Origin of the sequence: Aeromonas sp. EERV15 (assembly GCF_900079845.1) — a bacterium.
Taxonomy (GTDB): Bacteria; Pseudomonadota; Gammaproteobacteria; order Enterobacterales; family Aeromonadaceae; genus Aeromonas; species Aeromonas sobria.
On the sequence record NZ_FKKY02000023.1, the window covers coordinates 32,810 to 53,172 of the forward strand.

15 protein-coding genes and 1 pseudogene are annotated in these 20,363 nt (G+C 56.8%); 12 read left to right on the plus strand and 4 right to left on the minus strand.

The features are described from left to right. Positions 1-120: 120 nt before the first annotated feature. The gene (locus BN4575_RS17950; RefSeq protein WP_068979216.1) at positions 121-1,146 is read right to left on the minus strand and encodes an ABC transporter permease subunit; all 1,026 of its coding nucleotides are present in this window, start codon (positions 1,144-1,146) and stop codon (positions 121-123) included. A gap of 739 nt (positions 1,147-1,885) precedes the next feature. Between BN4575_RS17950 and BN4575_RS17955 the strand changes: the two genes are divergently transcribed. The 8 genes from BN4575_RS17955 (at position 1,886) to BN4575_RS17990 (ending at position 11,036) form a co-directional block, all read left to right on the plus strand. Then, positions 1,886-4,441, plus strand: coding sequence for a TonB-dependent receptor (locus tag BN4575_RS17955; RefSeq protein ID WP_068979217.1), 2,556 nt, complete (start codon positions 1,886-1,888; stop codon positions 4,439-4,441). Positions 4,442-4,549: 108 nt separating this feature from the next. Next, positions 4,550-5,314 carry a DUF3450 domain-containing protein gene (locus BN4575_RS17960; protein ID WP_068979218.1) on the plus strand — a complete coding sequence of 255 codons (765 nt, stop codon included), beginning with the start codon at positions 4,550-4,552 and terminating at the stop codon, positions 5,312-5,314. Continuing rightward, complete coding sequence (locus BN4575_RS17965; RefSeq protein WP_068979219.1) at positions 5,311-6,684, plus strand: MotA/TolQ/ExbB proton channel family protein; 1,374 nt, start codon at positions 5,311-5,313, stop codon at positions 6,682-6,684. Before BN4575_RS17960 ends, BN4575_RS17965 begins: the two co-directional genes overlap by 4 nt. 10 nt (positions 6,685-6,694) lie before the next feature. Next, a complete protein-coding gene (locus BN4575_RS17970; RefSeq protein ID WP_068979220.1) occupies positions 6,695-7,222 on the plus strand; it encodes a MotA/TolQ/ExbB proton channel family protein in 528 nt (175 codons plus the stop codon). A gap of 67 nt (positions 7,223-7,289) precedes the next feature. Then, positions 7,290-7,697 carry an ExbD/TolR family protein gene (locus tag BN4575_RS17975; RefSeq protein ID WP_005338933.1) on the plus strand — a complete coding sequence of 136 codons (408 nt, stop codon included), beginning with the start codon at positions 7,290-7,292 and terminating at the stop codon, positions 7,695-7,697. 16 nt (positions 7,698-7,713) lie between these two features. After that, complete coding sequence (locus BN4575_RS17980; protein WP_068979221.1) at positions 7,714-8,349, plus strand: energy transducer TonB; 636 nt, start codon at positions 7,714-7,716, stop codon at positions 8,347-8,349. 11 nt (positions 8,350-8,360) lie between these two features. Next, positions 8,361-9,602: a tetratricopeptide repeat protein gene (locus tag BN4575_RS17985; protein WP_068979222.1), complete on the plus strand. Its 1,242-nt coding sequence runs from the start codon at positions 8,361-8,363 to the stop codon at positions 9,600-9,602. A 513-nt stretch (positions 9,603-10,115) separates the two neighbouring features. Beyond that, entirely contained in the window at positions 10,116-11,036 is a 921-nt protein-coding gene (locus tag BN4575_RS17990; RefSeq protein WP_068979223.1) for a L,D-transpeptidase family protein, read from the plus strand. Between the two features lie 106 nt (positions 11,037-11,142). On the opposite strand, the gene sppA is transcribed toward BN4575_RS17990, so the two are convergent. Then, positions 11,143-12,987 (minus strand): signal peptide peptidase SppA, encoded by a 1,845-nt coding sequence (gene sppA, locus BN4575_RS17995; RefSeq protein WP_068979224.1) that lies wholly within the window; start codon positions 12,985-12,987, stop codon positions 11,143-11,145. Positions 12,988-13,195: 208 nt separating this feature from the next. Here sppA and BN4575_RS18000 point away from each other — a divergent pair, with 208 nt between their 5' ends. The 3 genes from BN4575_RS18000 to BN4575_RS22595 all read left to right on the plus strand — a co-directional run bounded on the left by BN4575_RS18000 (position 13,196) and on the right by BN4575_RS22595 (position 17,537). Continuing rightward, complete coding sequence (locus BN4575_RS18000; RefSeq protein ID WP_068979225.1) at positions 13,196-15,223, plus strand: NADPH-dependent 2,4-dienoyl-CoA reductase; 2,028 nt, start codon at positions 13,196-13,198, stop codon at positions 15,221-15,223. 114 nt (positions 15,224-15,337) lie between these two features. After that, on the plus strand, positions 15,338-15,886 hold the full coding sequence (locus BN4575_RS18005) for an NAD(P)H nitroreductase (protein WP_068979226.1): 549 nt from the start codon (positions 15,338-15,340) through the stop codon (positions 15,884-15,886). 535 nt (positions 15,887-16,421) lie between these two features. After that, positions 16,422-17,537, plus strand: a complete 1,116-nt coding sequence (locus BN4575_RS22595) for a methyl-accepting chemotaxis protein (protein WP_068979227.1) — start codon at positions 16,422-16,424, stop codon at positions 17,535-17,537. A 135-nt stretch (positions 17,538-17,672) separates the two neighbouring features. Here BN4575_RS22595 and BN4575_RS18015 read toward each other — a convergent pair whose 3' ends face one another. Then, entirely contained in the window at positions 17,673-18,080 is a 408-nt protein-coding gene (locus tag BN4575_RS18015; protein ID WP_141689862.1) for a hypothetical protein, read from the minus strand. A gap of 412 nt (positions 18,081-18,492) precedes the next feature. On the opposite strand from BN4575_RS18015, the gene BN4575_RS18025 reads away from it, so the two are divergent. After that, positions 18,493-19,697, plus strand: a protein-coding gene (locus BN4575_RS18025; RefSeq protein WP_141689863.1) for an IS3 family transposase whose coding sequence is annotated in 2 segments (ribosomal slippage) — positions 18,493-18,811 and positions 18,811-19,697 — 1,206 coding nt in all. Because the reading frame shifts where the segments join, the coding sequence is not laid out codon by codon here. A 451-nt stretch (positions 19,698-20,148) separates the two neighbouring features. Here the strand turns inward: BN4575_RS18025 and BN4575_RS18030 are convergent. Continuing rightward, positions 20,149-20,325 (minus strand): annotated as a pseudogene (locus tag BN4575_RS18030) (sugar O-acetyltransferase); the annotation flags it as partial. Positions 20,326-20,363: the final 38 nt, after the last annotated feature.

Here is a 20,363-nt window from a genome sequence, read left to right on the forward strand (position 1 = left end):
GTCTGGTTCATGCTCACTCTCCAAACCGCACGCGGGGGTCAACAGAGGGTGCCACGCAGGTATCGGAGACGATATGGCGTGATATCAGCATCGGCATGGCAAGAGGGGTCTGGTTCATGGTCACTCTCCAAACCGTACGCGTGGGTCAACAAGGGCAACACAGATATCGGAGACGATATTACCTATCAGCATCAGCATCGAGGTGATGGCCAAAATGCCCATGACGGTGGGGTAGTCCCGCTCGACGATCGCCTCGTAACCGAGCAGGCCGATGCCGTCGATGTTGAAGATGGTCTCGATGAGGAAGGAACCGCTAAAGAAAACGGTGAGCACAGATCCCAGGTGGCTGGCGATGGGGATCAGGCTGTTGCGCATGGCATGGTCGGTGACCGCCTTGCGAAACGGCAGTCCCTTGGCCACGGCGGTACGCACATAATCGGCCGACAGGTTCTCCATCAGGCTGTTTTTCATGGTCATGGTGAGGATGGCGAAATCGCCGATGGCGTAGGCGATAAGCGGCAGCAGGGCGTGGGCAAAGACAGTGCGGATCTGATCCCAGCTGCTCTCCATGTGCTCAAAGTCGTCTCCCGGAAAACCGCCCATCGGCAGCCACTCCAGATGGAAGGCGAAGACTGTGATGAGGAAGATCCCCACCACGTAGGCGGGCAGGGCATAGGCCATGTAGATAAGCATGGAGCTTAACGAGTCGAAGCGGCTGTTGTGCCTGAGCGCCTTCGCCACCCCGAGCGGAATGGAGACCGCATAGCTCAGCAGAAAGGTCGCCAGCCCGAAGAAGGCGGTAACGGGGAGCCGCTCCTTGATGAGATCCCACACCGGTTCGTAGTAGCGGGTCGATTCGCCCAGATCCAGCACCGCCAGCTTCTGCAGCCACTCCCAATAGGCGACCAGCATCGGCTTGTCGAGACCATAGAAGGCCTTGAGCTCCTCGATCTGTTCATCGGAGAGGGCCTGCGCCCCCTTGCTGCCGTTGGATCGGCCAGATTCATTCTGGGAAACCTGGGCCTGTAGCAGCATGCGTTCGACCGGGCCGCCCGGCACGAAACGGGTGATGGTGAAGACGAGCAGGGTGATACCGAGAAACGTCGGGATGATCAAAAACATCCGGCGTAGGAAATACGACAGCATGGTGGAACCTCGTCCTTGTTGTTCTTTTTTGCGACCAGTCAAATCCGGTGACGGGCCTATCCTTCCTGGCATTACGCGCTGGATTGGTTGCCAAACAGCAGACAATCAGCTTGGCCACTGTAAAAGCTCTGCAACAAAAATCAAGTACAAGGAAATGGAAAACTGGGACAAATGACCCGCTGAGACCAAAAGCACCGAAAAATGATGTTTTTTATCTGAAAAGTGAAAATCAAAACAAAACGCTACTGCTCAACATTATTTTAAAAAATATAAACAGCTGTTTGTTTGAGTTTTTAGTGCTTTTAACTTGTTGATTTTTAATGTTTTTGTTTGTGGTGTGAAATTGATGGAAAACGATGTCATCTCGACGATTTTATCTGTTATCCCCATGAGAATGGTCAGGTGCAACCCTCATGAAGTTGGTGTTTTATTCTTATTAATGCCAATAAATCAAAATAAGATATAAACGGACAGCACGTTAACTAATAAGTTCATCAAATTTTAATTCAGCGCCATTTATGACATTTAACAATATTTTTACATTGTACGGGTTGTTTTTGGTAGAATTATTCACTAATTATGCCGGTCAAAATTAATACACTCCGCTTATTCTACGCCCATCCTCGCCACACCCCTACTCCATTGACGCCGCCAGTCAAAGATTGATAAGCCTTACACATCGCTCCAAAGAGGGCGGTATCAGGAAGCAAACAATAAACAACCAGGAAGGATATAAGCGATGCTTAGGAAGAGCAGAATCTCTGCTGCGATTGCGTTCGCCTTGGCGAGCCTTGCGGCGGCACCATTCGTATCTGCCGAAGAAGGGCAGAGCGTCGAAAAATTGCAGAAAATCAAAGTCACTGGCTCCCGTATCTCCCGTGTTGATGTTGAGGGGGCGACTCCGGTTGTCTCTGTCAGCAAGGCCCAAATTGAACAGTCTGGTCAGCAGACTGTGGCCGATTATCTGAAACAGGCCTCCTACAACTCCTTTGGTGGTTACTCCCCTTCCTCCGGTGACTCCTATCAATCTCAGGGAACCGTTGGTCTGCGTGGTCTGGGCTCTACCCGTACTCTGGTACTGCTCAATGGCAAGCGGATCGCCGGTTCACCGACCATGGGTGGTACTTCCATCAACCTAAACACCATCCCCATGGCAGCCGTTGAGCGTGTGGAAGTGAACCTGGATGGCGGCTCCGCCCTCTATGGTTCTGATGCCATCGGCGGCGTCATCAACGTGATCCTCAAAGAGGGTTTTGAAGGCTTGACCTTCCAGGGGCGCGTCGGTTCACCGACCGAGGAGGGTGGTGACGAGCAGAGTGGTTCCATCGTCAGTGGCATCTCGGGTGAGAAAGGCTCCCTGATGATGGTTTATGAGCACGATGTGAAGGACGAGATCTACTACAAGGATCGCGACTATCTGGCGAAAGAGGGGGCCACGGCGCCGAGTCTCTATGGCCGCAATATCAAAGGGGTGGATGCCACCACCGGTAAGACAGTTACCCGTACCCTGAATGGGGTTGACTGTGAAAGTACCGGAACCGGCTTCGTCACCAAGGGCACGGCTTGCCGCTTCGACTTTGCCAAGGTCGCCGCCAAGACTGCCTCTCGTACTCGCGATACCGTCTATGTGAATGGTCGTTACCACATCAATGACAATGTGGATTTCGTACCGCAGTTGATTGGTTCCCGCGTCACCAGTTTTGGCCGCTTCGCGCCAGCTGCCGGTGCCTTCACCGTGGATGGTTCCACCCCTGAAAGCGCAGCAGTCCTGTCTGCCAACAACTTCAGCACCGCTAAGGCTGCGACCGTTTACTACCGCTTCAACAACGTCGGTCCCCGTGATAACGATGTGACTGACTTGACCGGTAACATGAACCTTGGTTTTGAAGGGACTGTGCCGACCGAAGCGGTGGGCGATCTGGAGTGGAACGCCGGTTACATGTATTCCAAAACAGATAACCGCAGCAATGGTTCCGGCTACGTTCTGGAGCCCGCAGTACAGACTCAGGTCAATAGCGGCAAATTCGTTAATGGCAGCTTCTCTGATGCGGCCACTAAGGACCTTTCATACGATACCAGTCGTGCCTCCAAAATGGACTTCTTCCAGTGGTACGGAGGTCTGGGCTGGGAGATGGGTGAACTGCCTGCTGGCCCCGTCAGCTGGTATCTGGGAGCCGAGTATAACGATTGGGTTTACTCCGATACCTATGACAGTCAGTCCGAAGCGGGTAACGTACTGGGTTCATCTGGCAACTCCGGTAGCGGTGTGCGCGATGTGTTTGCCACCTACATCGAGAGCCTGATCCCCATCACCGAGCAGATCGAGTTGAACCTAGCGGGCCGTTACGACAAGTACAGCGACTTTGGCAGCGCCTTCTCGCCCAAAGCGAGTCTGCGTTATCAGCCGCTCGACCAGTTGATGTTCCGCACCTCCTGGTCCCAGTCGTTCCGCGCACCGGGTCTGGATGATCTCTATGCTGCAGACTCCTTCTCTGCCGACTTTGCCAAGGACTATGTAGGTTGCCAGGCCAATGGCGTTGCCAACTGTTCCGAAGCGCAGTACGACACAACGCGTAAAGCCAACAAGAACCTGAAGGAAGAGACCGCCAATACCTTCACCATAGGGGCTGCTTACAACCCGTTGGACAACCTGAACCTGTCGCTCGATTACTACTACATCAAGATTGATGACGTGATCCAGCTGGCTACCACTCAGACCCAGTTCTATCAGGAGCTCAACACCGGCAGCAACCCGAACGTCATTCGTGACGCCAACGGCGATGTCGAGATGGTTTACGCCGGCATGGTCAACCTGGGGCAACTCAAGACCAGTGGTATCGACTTCAAGGCTGACTACAAGTACGACTTCAACTTCTTCACGATGCGCTATGACTTCGGTGGTACTTACATCCTGAAGTATGAAGAAGGTCTGTTTGCCGGTGGCCCAATGATCGACAAGAAGGGTTGGAATGCGTTGCCAGACCTTCGCTTCAACTCCGGGGTCGGTGCCAATTTCCCGCAGTGGTGGAATCTGGATGCTTATCTGAGCGCCAACTATATCGACTCCCAGAGTCAGGATTACGTGAATGGACAGGAAGAGGGTCATATCGCTTCCAACACCATCTGGAACCTGAACGTAGCGGTCGATACCAGCTGGAATGCCAAGATCCAGACCGGCGTGAAGAACATGTTTAACCGCGGACCTTCCCTGTCGAGCGATGGCTTCACCTATGAAGAAGACCTCTACGGCATCGACGGTCGTGTCTACTACATCGACTACACCCAGAAGTTCTAATCAACCCCGTTGATATACAACCTCAGCCGGCCCGGTCGGGTCGGCTGTGCCCAACGTCCAAGGAAGTTACGGAGATAGGGTAATCCTATGAAGACAAGGACCATTACAATGAAGAAAGCGCTTCTTGGCAGCCTGGTTTCGGCCGCCTTGTTGACCAGCTTCAATCTGAGTGCTGCCACTGCCGGTCAGGCCGTGGACGCTCAAGCCGCCACCAATAATGCATCCAAAGTTTCCCAGCAGAAGATCGACAGCTATGCCGACTCTGCCGAATCTGCGTTGGCCCAGTACAAGGCTGCCCTGCGTCAGGTCGACAGTCTGCGCACCTACAACGAGCAGGTGGGCAAGATGGTCGAGTCCCAGACCACCGAGCTGGCGTCGATGCAAAAGCAGATCGCCCAGATTGATCAGACCAGCACCGAAGTGGTGCCCTTGATGCTCAAGATGATCGACTCCCTCGAGCAGTTTGTGTCACTGGATCTGCCGTTCCAGAAGGTCGAGCGCGAAGATCGGGTTGCCGCGCTGACCGACCTGATGAACAGCGCCGATGTCACCATCTCCGAGAAGTACCGCAAGATCCTGGAGGCCTACCAGATCGAGGAGGGCTTCAGCCGCACCATCGAGTCCTACAAGGCGAGCCTGGACAAGGATGGCAGCGAGAAGACCTACGAGTTCCTGCGCGTTGGCCGCATCGCGCTGCTCTATCAGTCCCCGGATGGCAATGAGACCGGCATATGGAACAAGAAGACCCGTCAGTGGGAAGAGTTGCCCCAGGAGTATCGCAGTGCGGTTGAACAGGGCCTTCGCATTGCCAAGAAGCAGGCGCCTCCTGCGCTGATCAAGCTGCCGGTTCAAACTGCGGAGAAAGCATCATGAAAGGAATCAAACTTGCTATTGCCTCCCTGATTGCGGGAGCAACCCTGGTCACCCTGCCGGTGACCGCCGCCGAGAAACCGGTGGATCTCAATGCGCTGCTCAATCAGGTCAAGGCCTCCAGCCTGAGCGAATCCCAACTCAATAAGGAGCGGGAAGCCCGCTTCCTGGCTGACAAGAACGAGCAAGGGGCGTTACTGGCGAAAGCCAAGGCCGAGTTGGCTGCCGAAACCGCCAAGGGCGAACAGCTCAAGGCGACCTTCGATGCCAACGACAAGCAACTGACCGAACTGACTGAAACCCTGCGCCAGCGTTCCGGCAACATGGGTGAGATGTTCGGGGTGCTGCGTCAGTTCGCCGGTGAGTTCAAGGGGATCTTCAACGCCTCCGCCCGCCGGGTCGAGCATCCGGAGCAATCCGCCCTGCTGACCCGTTTGGCCGAGAGTAAAGAACTCCCCTCCAGCGACGATCTGGAAGCGTTCTGGACTACCACCCTCGGCCGCATGGTGGACGGTGGCAAAGTGAGCCAGATCCCGGCGACCGTGGTTTATGGTGAGGGCAACCAGGTCGAGAAGACCGTCACCCAGATCGGTGAGTTCAACACCGTCTCCGAAGGCAAGTACCTCACTTTCGTGCCGGAGACCGGCAAGTTCGAGCAGCTCTCTCGTCAACCGGACAAGGGGGTGCTGGAGCCGATCGCCGAGTTTGAACAGGGTGGTGACGGGGTCAAACCCATCTTCATCGACCCGTCTCGCGGCGTGATCCTCTCCCTGCTGGTGCAGTCTCCGACCTTCAAGGAGCGGGTCGATCAGGGTGGTGAAGTCGGTTACGTCATCATGGTGCTCGGTGTGCTCGGTACCCTGCTGGCCATCTTCTGCGGTATCCGCCTGTCGCTGATCGGCTCGTCCATGCGCAAGCAGCTGAAATCCGATCAGATCATCAAGGGCAACCCCATTGGTGACATGCTGGGGGCCTACCAGAACCATCGCGGTGACAATATCGAGGATCTGGAGTCCAAGCTCGACGAGATCATCCTGCGCAACGTGCCCAAGTTCGAGAAGGGCATCAGTCTCATCAAGCTGATCGCCTCCGTCGCGCCGCTGCTGGGCCTGCTCGGTACCGTAGTGGGGATGATTGCCACCTTCCAGGCTATCACCCTGTTCGGTACCGGCGATCCCAAGCTGATGGCGGGCGGTATCTCCGAGGCGCTGGTGACCACAATGCAGGGTCTGGTTGTCGCGGTCCCCATGCTGTTCCTCTACACCATTGTGCAGACCCAGAGCCGTCGTCTGATCCAGGTGCTGGAAGAGCAGAGCGCTGGTTTCGTCGCCCGTTATCAGGAACGTCTGCACGCCTCCAAAGCCGCAGCGTAAGGAGTCACCCATGTGGTTCTGGTTGATTGAAGAAGTCGAGTCGGTCCGCCGGTTTTTGGGATTGGGGGGCGATGTACTGGTCGCCCTGTTCTTCCTGACCCTGATGATGTGGGCCCTGTTGCTGGAACGCTGGTTCTACTTCATGGCGGTTTACCCCAAGCAGGTGAAGCAGACCAAGGCCACCTGGCTGGCCCGCAGCGATCATCTCTCCTGGTCTGCCAAGCAGATCCGCCGCGAGCTGGTCTCTCGGGTTGCCATGGCGGTGGACAAGGGGATGCCGGTCATCAAGGTGCTGATCGCTCTCTGCCCGTTGATGGGGCTGCTCGGAACCGTGGTGGGGATGGTGCAGGTGTTTGACACTTTGGCCATCACCGGCACCGGTTCGCCGCGGGCGATGGCATCGGGGATCTCCAAGGCAACGGTACCGACCATGGCGGGCATGATCGCCGCCCTTTCCGGCCTGTTTTTTGTCAACCAGCTCGATCACAAGGCCAAACTGGCGGTGCAAAAGCTGGAAGACAACCTGAAACACGGTTGATGCAGGATGCATACCCCCGGCGAGGCATGGCCTGCCGGGGGCACAGAACAAGCAAGGAGTTTCTGCTATGAGAAAACGTTACAGCGACAGCGGTGCTGACGAGGCGGCTATCGATTTGACCCCCATGCTGGACATAGTGTTCATCATGCTGATCTTCTTCATCGTCACCACCTCCTTCGTCAAGGAGTCCGGTGTCGAGATTAACCGTCCCAGTGCCAGCACGGCCGAGACGGTGAAGAAGGGCAATATCATGGTCGCGGTGCGCGAAAACGGTCAGGTCTGGGTCGACAAGCGGGTGGTCGAGGTCGGGGCGGTACGCGCCAACATCGAGCGGCTGCGGGCCGAAAACCCGGAGAGCGCCGTGGTGATCCAGGCCGATAACGAATCCCGTTCCGGTCTGGTGGTGCAGGTCATGGATCAGATCCGCATGGCCGGTGTCCAGAACATCTCCATCGCGGCAGACAAGAGCAGCTGATGCCGGAGAGAGACCTATGAGATACCTGATATCGTTGGCGGTCTCCTGTGTGGTGGTGTTCTTTCTGTTTCTGGGAATGAACAAGCTGATCACACCGGATCACCGGGAGCTGGTGGAGAAGGATGACGTCACCATGACCGATTTCATTCGTATCAAGCCCCAGGAGACCCTGCAAGAGAAGCAACGGGAGCTGCCCAAACCGCCGCCGCCGAACCGTCCTCCACCCCCTCCAGAGATGGAGGTGGCCAGCACGGATCGGCCGCAGATGGAGAGCTCTCCCATGGACATGCCCAAGCTCGACATCCCGGTCAACATCGGTGGTGGCAACGCCCTCGGTGCCTACAGCACCGGCGGTGGTGGTGGCGGAGTGGGTGGCAACAACGGCGCCATTCCGCTGGCAACCTTCGAGCCCATGATGCCCCGCAAGGCGGCTCTGGCGGGTCTTGCCTCCGGCAAGGTGCTGGTGGAGTTCACCGTCACCGAGCGTGGTACCGTCAGCAACGTGCGGATCGTCAAGGAAGAGCCGCGCAGCTATGACCTCGGCAAAGAGGCGCGCAAAACTATCGCCAAGTGGACATTCAAGCCGTCCATGGTGGATGGCAAGCCGCAAGCGAGCCGGATGCAGCAAGAAATCGAGTTTGCGGTCAACTAAGGAAGGTGGCGATGAACAAGTTACACAAGATGATCCTCGCCCCGGTCGCCATGGCGGTGCTGCTCAGCACCGCCAGTTGGGCCGCCGAGCAGCCGGCCCTGTCGGATCGGGCCTATCGGGCGGTCAACAAGGCGCAGGCGCTGATCACCGAGAAGAAATACGGCGAGGCCAATGCCAAGTTGCAAGATGCACTCTCCGGTGCGGGCGATCGGGTCTACGACAAGGGGGTCATATTGCAGACTCTCGGTTTTGTGGCCGCCCAGCAGGAGCAATACGGTCAGGCGACCAGGTACTTTGCCGATGCCATCGCGACCGGCGGCTTGCCGCCACCGGTGGCGCAGCAGGTGCGCTACAACCTGGCCCAGCTCTATATGGCGGAGGGCAACTTCCAGGGCTCGATAAAGACCATGAAGGAGTGGTTTGCCAATCAGGGCAAGGATGACAAGCCCAACTCCCATGCCTATATCACCCTGGCCAACGCCCACGTACAGCTCAAGCAGTACCGTGACGCGATCCCTGCGGTGGATCAGGCGATCAAGCTCTCGGCAGGTAAAGCGCCGGAGTCCTGGTATCTGCTGAAGATGGGGGCTCACTACGAGCTGAAACAGTACAAACCGGCGACCGAGGTGTTGACCACCCTGGTCAATATGTTCCCGGAGAAGAAGAAATACTGGACCCAGCTGTCGGCCATGCATATGCAGGCGGGTAACGATGGCAAGGCGCTGGCAGCGCTGGAGTCGGCCTATAACCTCGGCATGTTGACCGAGGCCGCCGAGCTGCAGCGGCTGGCCAATTACCTCGCCTTCACCGGCATTCCCCATCGCGCGGCACGGGTGATGGAGAAGGGGATGAAGGATGGGGTGATTGAGCAGAGCGCCAGCAACTACAAGACCCTCGCCAACTACTGGCATCAGGCCAAAGAGTTGGATCCGGCCATCGACACGTTGGCCAAATCCTATCTGCTGGCTCCGAACGCCGAATTGCAGCTGAAAATGGCGCGCATGATGATTCAGAGCAAGCGCTATCAGGATCTGGTGGCGCTAGCCACCAAACCGGCGGCCAATGCCAATGGTGAACAGCGGGCGGATCTCAAGTTCCTGACCGGTGTCGCCTATTTTGAGCAACAGAAGCCGAAGGAGGCCCTCAACGCCTTCACCCAGGCGGCTCAGAATGGCAACGTCAGTGGTCGGGCATCCCCCTGGATCAGCTTCCTCAAGGAGCAGAGTGGCGCAGGGGAGGCGACCGTCCAGTAATTCCAATGACAACACCTGTAGTCCCTTTTATGGTTGCCTGGTGGCTCCATTAACCGCTCTTCGGAGCGGTTTTTTTATGTCGATGGCAGCAAGCACCAGCTGGTGGCTGATGTGCTGTTTTACCCCTTTTCATACCAATAAAGTGCCACTGTCGACATTGGCTTATCTACTTGGGTGTGACAACCCTTCTGGGCTCTGCTTCCACCGTGACACAAGGTGGCGCAGCGCTGTGGTTGATGGGGGCGCGGGTGGCCCGTTGGCAGTAGATTGGTGCTGTTCATCTTTCTCTCAGCAGCGACTTGCTAGGGTAGCTTTTGCTCTGTTGATAAGAGGCACACCGCAAACGGCCACTTTTAACAAGAAAAGCAACATATCGAAGTTGAAATTTTGGCCGACTCAGGAAAGAATGCGCGCTCGGTTATTGGCGCCGTGGTGCAGGTTTACCCGCCACCGGCAGACCGAGGATGAGACGGCCCACGGCCCATTTGGTACAGGAAACCACACAGGAATTTTATGAATCCCCTTCGCACTACCGCTTCGGCCCTTTTATGCACATTTGCGCTGGTCAGCCAGCAGGCTGCCGCCGTCGAGTACCACCTGCCTGCGGCCAATAGCCGCCTGATCGGTGAAAACCAGCAATACGTGGTGCCTGCGGACAACCGTCCGCTGGAGCAGATCGCTGCTGACTTCCAGCTGGGTCTGACCAACATCATGGAAGCCAACCCGGGCGTTGATCCCTATCTGCCGAAGGCGGGTAGCACCCTGATCATCCCCCACCAGCTGATCCTGCCCAACGCACCCCGCGAAGGGATCGTCATCAACGTTGCCGAGATGCGTCTCTACTACTATCCGAAAGGGAAAAATGTGGTGGAAGTGCTGCCCATCGGCATCGGGCAGCTGGGGGTAAACACCCCGGAGAACTGGATCACCAAGGTAGAGCGCAAGCGCGCCAACCCGACCTGGACCCCGACCGAGAACATCCGTCGCCGCTATGCCGCTCAGGGCAAGACCCTGCCAGCAGTATGGCCAGCTGGCCCGGATAACCCCATGGGTCTGCACGCCCTCTACATCGGCAACCTTTACGCAATCCACGGCACCAACGCCACCTTCGGCATTGGCCTGCGAGTGAGCAGCGGTTGCGTCCGTCTGCGTGCCGACGACATCAAGTATCTGTTCGACAACGTGCCGGTCGGTACTCGTGTCCAGTTCGTCAACCAGCCGGTCAAGACCTCGGTCGAGCCGGATGGCGGTCGCTACATGGAAGTACACGAGCCGCTGTCGCGCAACGAGGAGGAGTTCAACTCCACTGCCTCTGTGCCGCTTCCGATGACCCAGGCTACTACCCGCTTTATCGCCCATGTCGAGTCTGACTCCAACGTGGTCAAGCAGGTGCTGGAACAGCGTACCGGTATGCCGACCCGCCTCAATCCCTGATTGAGCTAGTTGGCAGTGCCGCGTGCACTGGCAGGATAAAGAAAACGGCGACCATCTGGTCGCCGTTTTTTTTTGGGGCTCGATTCAGCCCTTTATCAGGACTGCGTTACTGCACACAGACCGGACAGAAAGCGTAAGTGCCTTGCGGATCGTTGAAACGAGTCAGCGGGTCGAGGCTGCGATTCATCTCCAGCAGAGCCTTGCCAAGCCCGGCAGGTAGCCAGCTTTGCAACTGCGGAGCCAGCACCCGGGCGCTGCTGTCGAACAGCTGACGCAGGAACCTGTCTCTGGTGGACTCCTCCTGCTCGATGGGGGTCACCTGCCACTCTTTGAGGTTGGCCAGTTCGGCTGCTGCCTTGATGGCGTCATCCAGATTGCCGAACTCGTCCACCAGACCGAGGTTCTTGGCATCTTCACCGGTCCAGACCCGACCTTCGGCCGCTTTCTCGGCCTCTTGCGGGCTCAGGCCGCGGCCCTTGCCGACCAGACCGATGAAGCGCTGGTAGGTATCTTCCACGCTCAGCTGGATAGCCTGACCGACGTGATCCGGCAGGGCGCGGGTCGGGCCGACGCCAACGTAATCGGTAGTGCCGACCCCGTCGGTGTGCACACCGAACTGGGCCAGCGCCTTGTCGATGGTGGCGAACATGCCGAACACCCCGATGGAGCCGGTGAGGGTGGTCGGGGAGGCGAAGATCTTGTCCGCATCGGCGGAGATCCAGTAGCCACCGGAAGCCGCATAGCTGCCCATGGAAATTACCACCGGTTTGCCTGCCTGTTTCAGGGCCAGCAGCTCGGCGCGGATCTGCTCGGCGGCGAAGGCGCTGCCGCCGGGGCTGTCGACGCGCAGCACCACGGCTTTGATCTTGTCATCACGACGGGCATCGGCCAGCAGGTCGGAGAGGCTATCACCGCCGATGGTGCCGGCAGGCTGCACGCCATCCATGATGGCGCCGCTGGCGACCACCAGACCTACCTCATCCTTGCCGCTCTGGGGATACTGCTCGGACGCGGCGGCCAGGTACTCTTTCAGTCCGACCCCTTTCCAGCCGTGATCGTCCGCCTCACCGACCTCTTTAATGACCGCCTGGGTCATCTCGTCGCGGGTGGCCAGCTGATCCACCAGACCGTTGTCGAGGGCGTAGTTGGCGGCATTGCCACCGGCCTTGCGCAGCAGCTCAAGGAAGCGCTCCTTGCCCGGCGCCACTGCATCGGGTTCGATCTCCCGCTGCTCGGCCACATCGGCCACATAGGATTGCCACAGCTGATCCAGCCAGCGCTGGTTCGCCTCCTTGCTCTCGGGGGACATCTCGTCACGGGTATAGGGCTCGACGAAGGATTTGTAAGTGCCGACCTTGAACACGTGCGGGGTGATGTTGAGTTTTTCCAGCGCCGACTTGAAGTAGGTCTGGTAGACGCCGAGCCCTTCGATCACCACGGCGCCGCTCTGGTTGAGCAGCACGTGATCGGCGTGTGCCGCCAGCAGGTAGGGGCCCTGCGCGTAGAAGTCCGCCATGGCGATCACCGGTTTGCCGCTCTCCTTGAACTGGTCGATGGCGTTCGCCACCTCCTGCAGTTTGGACAAGCTGGCGCCCTGCAATCCTTGCGGCTTGATCACCAGCGCCTTGATGCGCTCGTCATCCTTGGCGCTCTTGATGGCCCACAGCAGGTCGGAGAGGACGATCTCGCTCGGCTGCTCGTCGCTGCTGTCCATCTGGCGCAGCAGCTGTACTGTGGGATCGGTCTGGGAGCGTTGCTCCACCAGCACGCCGTTAAGATTGAGGGTCAGCGCCCCTTCGATGGGGGCCTGAGGTGCCTCTTTCTGGCTGACGCTGAAGACGATGGCCAGCACTACGATGAGAAACAGCAGATTGACCAGCATCAGCCGGGTGAAATTGAGTAGGCGCCACAGGCTGCGGAACAACCAACCCAGACCTTTGAAAATAGACATAGTCGCGTTATCGCCCTGTTAATGGGTAGAGAAGGGTCATTATTAACCAGTTGCGGGCGAAATTGCCATTTCCGACTGGCGGATCCCGGCTATCTTCGTTCAGGGCACGGCTGTTCGCTGAAAAATTGTCCAAACATTTGTTTGAAAAAGGATTTTCGATTCTTTACTCTAGCTTCAGTTTGATAACAAAAAATTAACTGGAGGCCTCGTGAGTCTTTACCCTACTTTGCTGACCCCCCTTGACCTCGGTTTTACCCAGCTGCGCAACCGGGTGTTGATGGGCTCCATGCACACCGGTCTCGAAGAGGAGAAGGGCGGTTTTGACAAGCTGGCCGCCTTCTACGCCGAGCGGGCCCGCGGTGGCGTTGGCCTGATCGTCACCGGCGGCATTGCCCCCAACCTGCGCGGGCGGCTGGTGCCTCACGGCTCGCAGCTGAGCTTTCCCTGGCAGGTGAGCAAGCACAAGAAGGTGACCAGCGCCGTGCATCAGGAGGGGGGCAAGATAGCGCTGCAGATCCTCCATGCCGGTCGTTATGCCTACCATCCGTTCAGCCTGGCACCGAGCGCCCTCAAGGCCCCCATCTCCCCGTTCAAGCCGCGCGCCATGAGTGAGCGGCAGATCCGCGGCACCATTCGCGACTTCGCCGCTACCGCAGCGCTGGCCAAGGCGGCCGGGTATGACGGCGTCGAGGTGATGGGCTCGGAAGGCTATCTCATCAACCAGTTCATCTGTGAGCGCACCAACAAGCGCACCGATGGCTGGGGCGGCAGCAACGAAAACCGCATGCGCTTCCCGGTGGAGATAGTGCGCGCCATCCGCGAGCGGGTCGGCACCGACTTCATCATCATCTTCCGCCTCTCTATGCTGGATCTGGTGGAACAGGGCTCTACCCTGGAAGAGGTGATTGCCCTTGGCAAAGCGCTGGAAGCGGTGGGGGTGACCCTGATCAACACCGGCATCGGCTGGCACGAGGCGCGCATTCCCACCATCGCCACCAGCGTGCCGCGCGGTGCCTTCAGTTGGGTGACCGCCGAGCTGAAAAAGCACCTCAAGGTGCCGCTTATCACTACTAACCGGATCAACACTCCGGAGGTGGCCGAGCGCATTCTGGCGGGCGGCGAGGCTGACATGGTCTCCATGGCGCGCCCCTTCCTGGCTGACCCGGAGTTTGTCATCAAGGCGGCCGAAAATCGGGCGGACGAGATCAACACCTGCATCGCCTGCAACCAGGCTTGCCTCGACCATGTGTTCAAGCAGAAGCGTGCCTCCTGTCTGGTCAATCCCCGCGCCTGTTTCGAGACCGAGCTGACGTTCGGTCGGGTGCCCCAACCCAAGAAGCTGGCGGTGGTGGGAGCGGGCCCGGCCGGGCTGGCGTTTGCCTGCTACGCCGCCGAGCGCGGCCATCAGGTGAGCCTGTTCGATCAGGCGAGCGAGATTGGCGGCCAGTTCAACTTCGCCAAGCAGATCCCGGGCAAGGAGGAGTTTCACGAAACCCTGCGCTATTTCGCCAAACGGCTGGAGAAGTGCGGTGTCGAGCTTTACCTTGGCCAGCGCCAGAGTGCCGAGAGCCTGCTCGGCGGCGGTTTTGACGAGGTGATCCTCGCCACCGGCATCCGCCCGCGCTCTCCAAATATTCCGGGGATTGAGCATCCCAAGGTGATGAACTACCTCGATGTATTGCGGGATCACAAACCGGTTGGCCAGAAGGTGGCGGTGATCGGCGCCGGTGGCATCGGTTTCGATGTGGCCGAATACCTGGTGGAGAAAAGGGTTGAGACAGATGCCGGGAGCCACCGTGATCACTGGCTCAAAGAGTGGGGCATCGACAAGCAGCTCGGCGAGCGTGGCGGCCTCACGACTCCTGAAATCGACGCCCCCGAGCGCCAGATCTGGCTGCTCCAGCGCAAGGAGAGCAAGGTAGGTGACGGCCTTGGCAAGACCACCGGCTGGATCCACCGTACCGTGCTGAAAAACCGCAAGGTGCAGATGCTCTCCGGGGTGCAATATCTGGGGATCGATGACGAGGGCTTGCATATTCAGGTGGGCGAGACCAAACAGTGTCTGCCGGTGGATCAGGTGATCATCTGCGCAGGGCAAGAGCCCCTCAAGGAGCTGCAGGCCGGTCTGCAGGCGGCAGGCAAGCCGGTGCATATCATCGGCGGCGCCGACGTGGCGGCCGAGCTGGATGCCAAGCGCGCCATCCGGCAAGGGGCCGAGCTGGCTGCCGTTATCTAGCCAGCCATACCCTCTAACCCTCTATCGTGCGATAAACCCCTGAGCCTCAGGGGTTTTCTTCATTCGGTGCTGTGCTAAGGTAGCGCCATCATTGCCCCAGAGAAGGAATTGCCCATGGATGCCCTCACCCTGTTGCTCAACCGCCACTCCTGTGGCCGTCTCGCCGATCCCGCCCCGAGCGGTGAGGTGCTCGACAATATCCTCAAGGCGGGTCTGCGCGCGCCGGATCACGGCACCCTGACTCCCTGGCAGTTCATTCTGTTTGAAGGGGAGGGTCGTGAGCGGTTGGGTAACCTGCTGGCCGAGGCGGCTCGCGCCCGTGGCGAGGATGACGATAGCGTCAAGAAGTGCAGTGAAGCGCCGCTGCGCGCCCCCTTGGTGGTAGCGGTGGCAACCCGTTATCAGGATCACCCCAAGGTGCCGAAGCTGGAGCAGGAGCTCTCTGCCGGTTGCGCCCTGATGGCAATGCAGATGGCGGCGCAGGCGCAGGGCTTCAACGGTATCTGGCGATCCGGCTGGTTTATCTTCGATGAGCAGATCAACAAGGGATTGGGATTAGCGGCAGAGGATCAGCTGGTGGGCTTCCTCTACCTCGGCACCCCCATGCTGGAAGCACGCAAACTGCGCGAACTGCCGCTCGATGAGTTTGTCCGCCGTTTCTGACTCGTCGGTCACGTTTGGTTGAGAAAAGCAAAGCCTCGAGAAATCGGGGCTTTGCTGTTTAACCCTGAATAGTAACCAGAGTGGTTGGGGAAAATAAATGGGTCAAACGGGCTTCGCGCAGCGTAGCAGGTAATTATTTAAATAGTGCGATACGCCTCGCAATCCTGTTGTTTTTCACTGTGTAAAACGTTTGCCTCTCGCTAATATTCTTTTGCCAGTTTAGAAGGACATTCCTTCTAATTTTTCTGCGATGAGAGTCGCAATTCCGTAGCACCTTTTAACGGCCCAACGTCCTCGTGACATTGGGCTTTATTTTTTATGTTATTTTCAGCGCCGTATTGTTTCTCATGCTGTCGGTTTTTTGGGATCAGCTTCAAATCACGAAACAGCCTCCATTGACTCAGGTGCAGGGGGGGGCTCACTGTGGAGGATCAGGCTTGTCTGTTCTGCAGGACGTCGTGTCACAAATAAATATGGGAAATTGCGAGAGTTAGCGAACGAATTAATCGCGTCTCTTTTCGCAAGTGGAGGTTATATGTGGTTTGACAGCAAATTGAAACACGAGAATCAGCAATTCAAAGAGGCGCTGAGAATCAATGGGTTAGAGCATCAGCAGGAGCTTGCTGAGCTCAGGGAAATCATTGCTGAGCATGAACGCATGGTCAGCTTTCAAAATGAAAGTTGTGACAACTTCAATCAGGTCATTGCATGCCAGAACCAGGGGGGGCTGATGCTACAGACGGTGCGTGAGGCTTTGGCTGGTTGCGCTGAGCACCTGATGTTAGAAAAAAGTGCCTTATCTGAACTGGATCAGCTGTTTACTGAAACCCATGATGCAGTGAATGCTCTGGCCACTCGTTCGGTCGATATAACAAAAGAGGCCGAATCTAGCCTCCAGGCCGTCAATGAACTTGGTGTAACGACGGTCGCTATCAATCAGTTTGTGTCAGCGATCCAGGGGATTTCAGAACAGACCAATATGCTGGCGCTTAATGCCGCAATTGAGGCTGCTCGTGCGGGGGAGGCTGGTCGAGGTTTTGCTGTTGTTGCCGATGAGGTTCGCCAATTGGCTCGCAATGCTCACGAAGCCAGTCGTCAAATCGACGGGTTGGTCAGACAGATTATTCATCAGTCGCAGGAGATTAAACAGATCATCGAGCGTAGTCGGGCGGATGCTGTTGATGTGGCCACCTCTTCAAGCCAAATTGGTTCTGTTGTGAAACGCGTGATTGTCCAGTCTGATCGTATGCATAACGTGATTCAGCATTCAGCGCTTACCTCTTTTCTCAACACAACCAAGCTTGATCATGCGGTGTGGAAGAACAATATCTACCGTCTGATTGAGCAGCGACATTTTCATGAGCCAGTCAATGCGCATACCGAGTGTCGATTGGGGAAGTGGTATTTTGAAGGACAGGGTGCGGCCCTATTTTCCAAAATGGAGGGATTCAGCGAGCTGGATAAGCCACACAAGTTGGTTCATGAGAGTGGCAAGGCTGCCTTGCTTGCATGTCAACAGGGGGATCTAAAGCTGATGGTTAAACATCTTGGCATGATGGAGGATGCCAGCATACAGGTGGTGCAATGTATCGATCGATTGACCGAGTCTTATAACAAGTCGAGTACACCACTGAATAGAACTCGGCGCTAATCCGGGTCTGTGAAGAGTTTTTGCAGTCAACTCAGTGTGGCAAGCGTGGGATAAGAGCAAAGAGAGTCGAGGGTGGCGTGATGCCGGGCGCTGTTCCATAACCGTATTGGTGGCAAAAGTTATACTTGTTTCAGGTTATTTGAGTAAGAAACTTGTCATGGATAACCATCTATTTTTCTCACTAGTGCGGTTTTTTTCCAACTCGACCCTATCCAACTGGATCGCGCTCAGGAACACCTTCGTCACCATTTGCAACGTGATCGACTCCATCAGGCATTGGCCGAACATGGTGAGACCGCGGCTGTATCTCCTTGTGGCGATTCCCACCATGTCATTCATTGAGGTCGCGCCCATGACCAACAGCGTTACCGTGGTAAAGCTTGTGGAAAAACGTTCAATCAACGGGATGGCTATGCACTGGCAGAGCTTCATCACAAGCAAAAATGGGCGGTCTGTGCAGACTGCCTCAGCCGAGGGCTGTCGCTGCGAGCCGCAGCCAGAGAGTGTGCCATTAACCTGAAAACAGCTCTTCGTTGGCAGCATCGTTTTATGCGCTATGCGGTTACGACCCGAGCCAAGAAACTGTCCGGGATCGTCGAAGCCGATGAGGTGTAGTGCTTACCTGGAAAACTACCTGGCTTGGTTTCGAGTGGTAAGCGAGGAACCAAATAGAGTCTGTGGATGGTTGTTTGGTGGGGTCATTCGGGTTTCCTGCACGTAGAGGGAACAGCGCCTGATGCCGCCTCTTTTATTGAATGCCAGCTAATGCATGGGAAAAGTTGAATATCCAATCATTAAGTTGTCATATACATTCTGTTTTTTGAATGGCTTGTCGAAAAGTGTTTCACTGACTGGCGAGACGTATAGATTGGCCCCTGGAAGATCCAGACACTTCGCCCCTCTTAACTTAAGAGGTAGTCTTGAAACTATGTTCAGTACTAGTCGCAACGAGAAGATGGTCGAAGTGTTAACAGGGGCTGAGCGCCGTCGACGCCGGACTCCGCAGGAAAAGATCTCCATCGTGCAGCAGACCTTTGAGCCCGGAATGACCGTCTCTCATGTCGCTCGCTTGCACGACGTCAACGCCAACCAGCTTTTCAAATGGCGTAAGCAATTCCAGGAAGGCTCTCTCACGGCGATCACCGCCGGTGAGGATGTTGTTCCTGCCTCCGAGTTGGCTGCTGCCATCAAGCAGATCCGAGAGCTCCAGCGTCTGCTCGGGAAGAAGACCATGGAGAACGAGATCCTCAAAGAAGCCGTGGAGGTTAGCCGAGCAAAAAAATGGATTGCGCATGCGCCCTTGTTGCCGGGGGACGACGATTAAGTGCTGTGAGCCAGGCCCTTAATGTATCGCGTGCGCAGCTATCCGTTCGTGTTCATCGAAAACCAGGTTGGCAAGATGGTCGTCATCATCGCCAGCATGATGATGCTGCCTTACTTGGCCGGATCATGGAGGCGATGGCTGAGCTTCCCTCCTATGGCTATCGCCGAGTCTGGGCGCTGTTACGGCGTCAGTCAGAGGCAACACGACAGCCTGTGGTAAACGCCAAACGGATATATCGCGTCATGCGCGATCATGGACTGCTGCTGGAAAGAAAACCGGCTGCACCATTGACCCCGCGGGCACATAAGGGGCGTGTTGCCGTCAAAGAGAGCAATCGACGTTGGTGCTCAGATGGCTTCGAGTTTCGCTGTGATAACGGTGAAAAACTACGAGTCACGTTCGCCATGGACTGCTGTGACAGGGAAACCTTGGATTGGGCTGCCAGTACCGGGGGTTACGACAGTGACACGGTGCAAGATGTCATGCTGAGGTCTGTCGAACGTCGCTTCGGGGATTCGTTGCCGGCATCACCGGTGGAGTGGCTGACTGATAATGGCTCGGCGTATCGAGCCCATGAGACCCGCGCGTTTGCACGAGAAATCGGGTTGGAGCCCAGAACGACAGCGGTGAGAAGCCCACAGAGCAACGGTATAGCGGAGAGCTTCGTCAAGACGATGAAGCGAGACTATATCGAGATGATGCCGAAACCAGATAGCCGAACAGCGGTAGGCAATTTGGCCATCGCGTTTGAGCATTATAACGAGCACCACCCGCACAGCGCCTTGGGATACCGTTCACCCCGGGAATTTCTGCGCAGTCAGGTATCACAACCCTAAGCGGGAAAAAGTGTCTGGATCTATGGGGTCAAATCCAACGTATGCAGGATGGTTTTCCTGTTTGACCGCGAATAGTAACCAGAGTGGTTGGCGAAAATAAATGGGTGAAACGGGCTTCGCGCACCATCACAGGTAATTCTTTAAATAGTGCGATGCACCTCGCAATCCTGTTGTATTTCACCACGTAAAACGTTTGCGTCTTCGCTGGTATCTCTCTGCCAGTTTAGAAGGGCACTCCTTCTAATTTTTCTGCGATGAGAGTCGCAATTCCGTAGCACCTTTTAGCAGCCCAACGTCTTCGTGACATTGGGCTTTATTTTTTATGGGGTGTCGGGGCAGCAGGTTAGCTGATGGTCGTATCTGCATGCCCGCCTGGCTGGGCACTTTATGATGTCCTGTTTTTGGCTGGCTGGCAGGATCCGGGCCGGGTTGCCCCCATATTGATGTAGCAACCATAGGTACAGTAGAGGGGGGGGCAGATAAAGGCATTTTCTGCCAGTTCGCCAACCAGATCCGCCAGCAGTGCCCGCTGCTCAGCGTCATCCTCCGCCTCCCGACGCAACAGCGCCAGCTCGGGTGCCATGCAGTTGTAAGGTTGGCTGCTGATCATCTTCTGGTATTCAGTCATGGAGGTTCCTTTCCTTTATCGGCCAAGGGATTGGATAT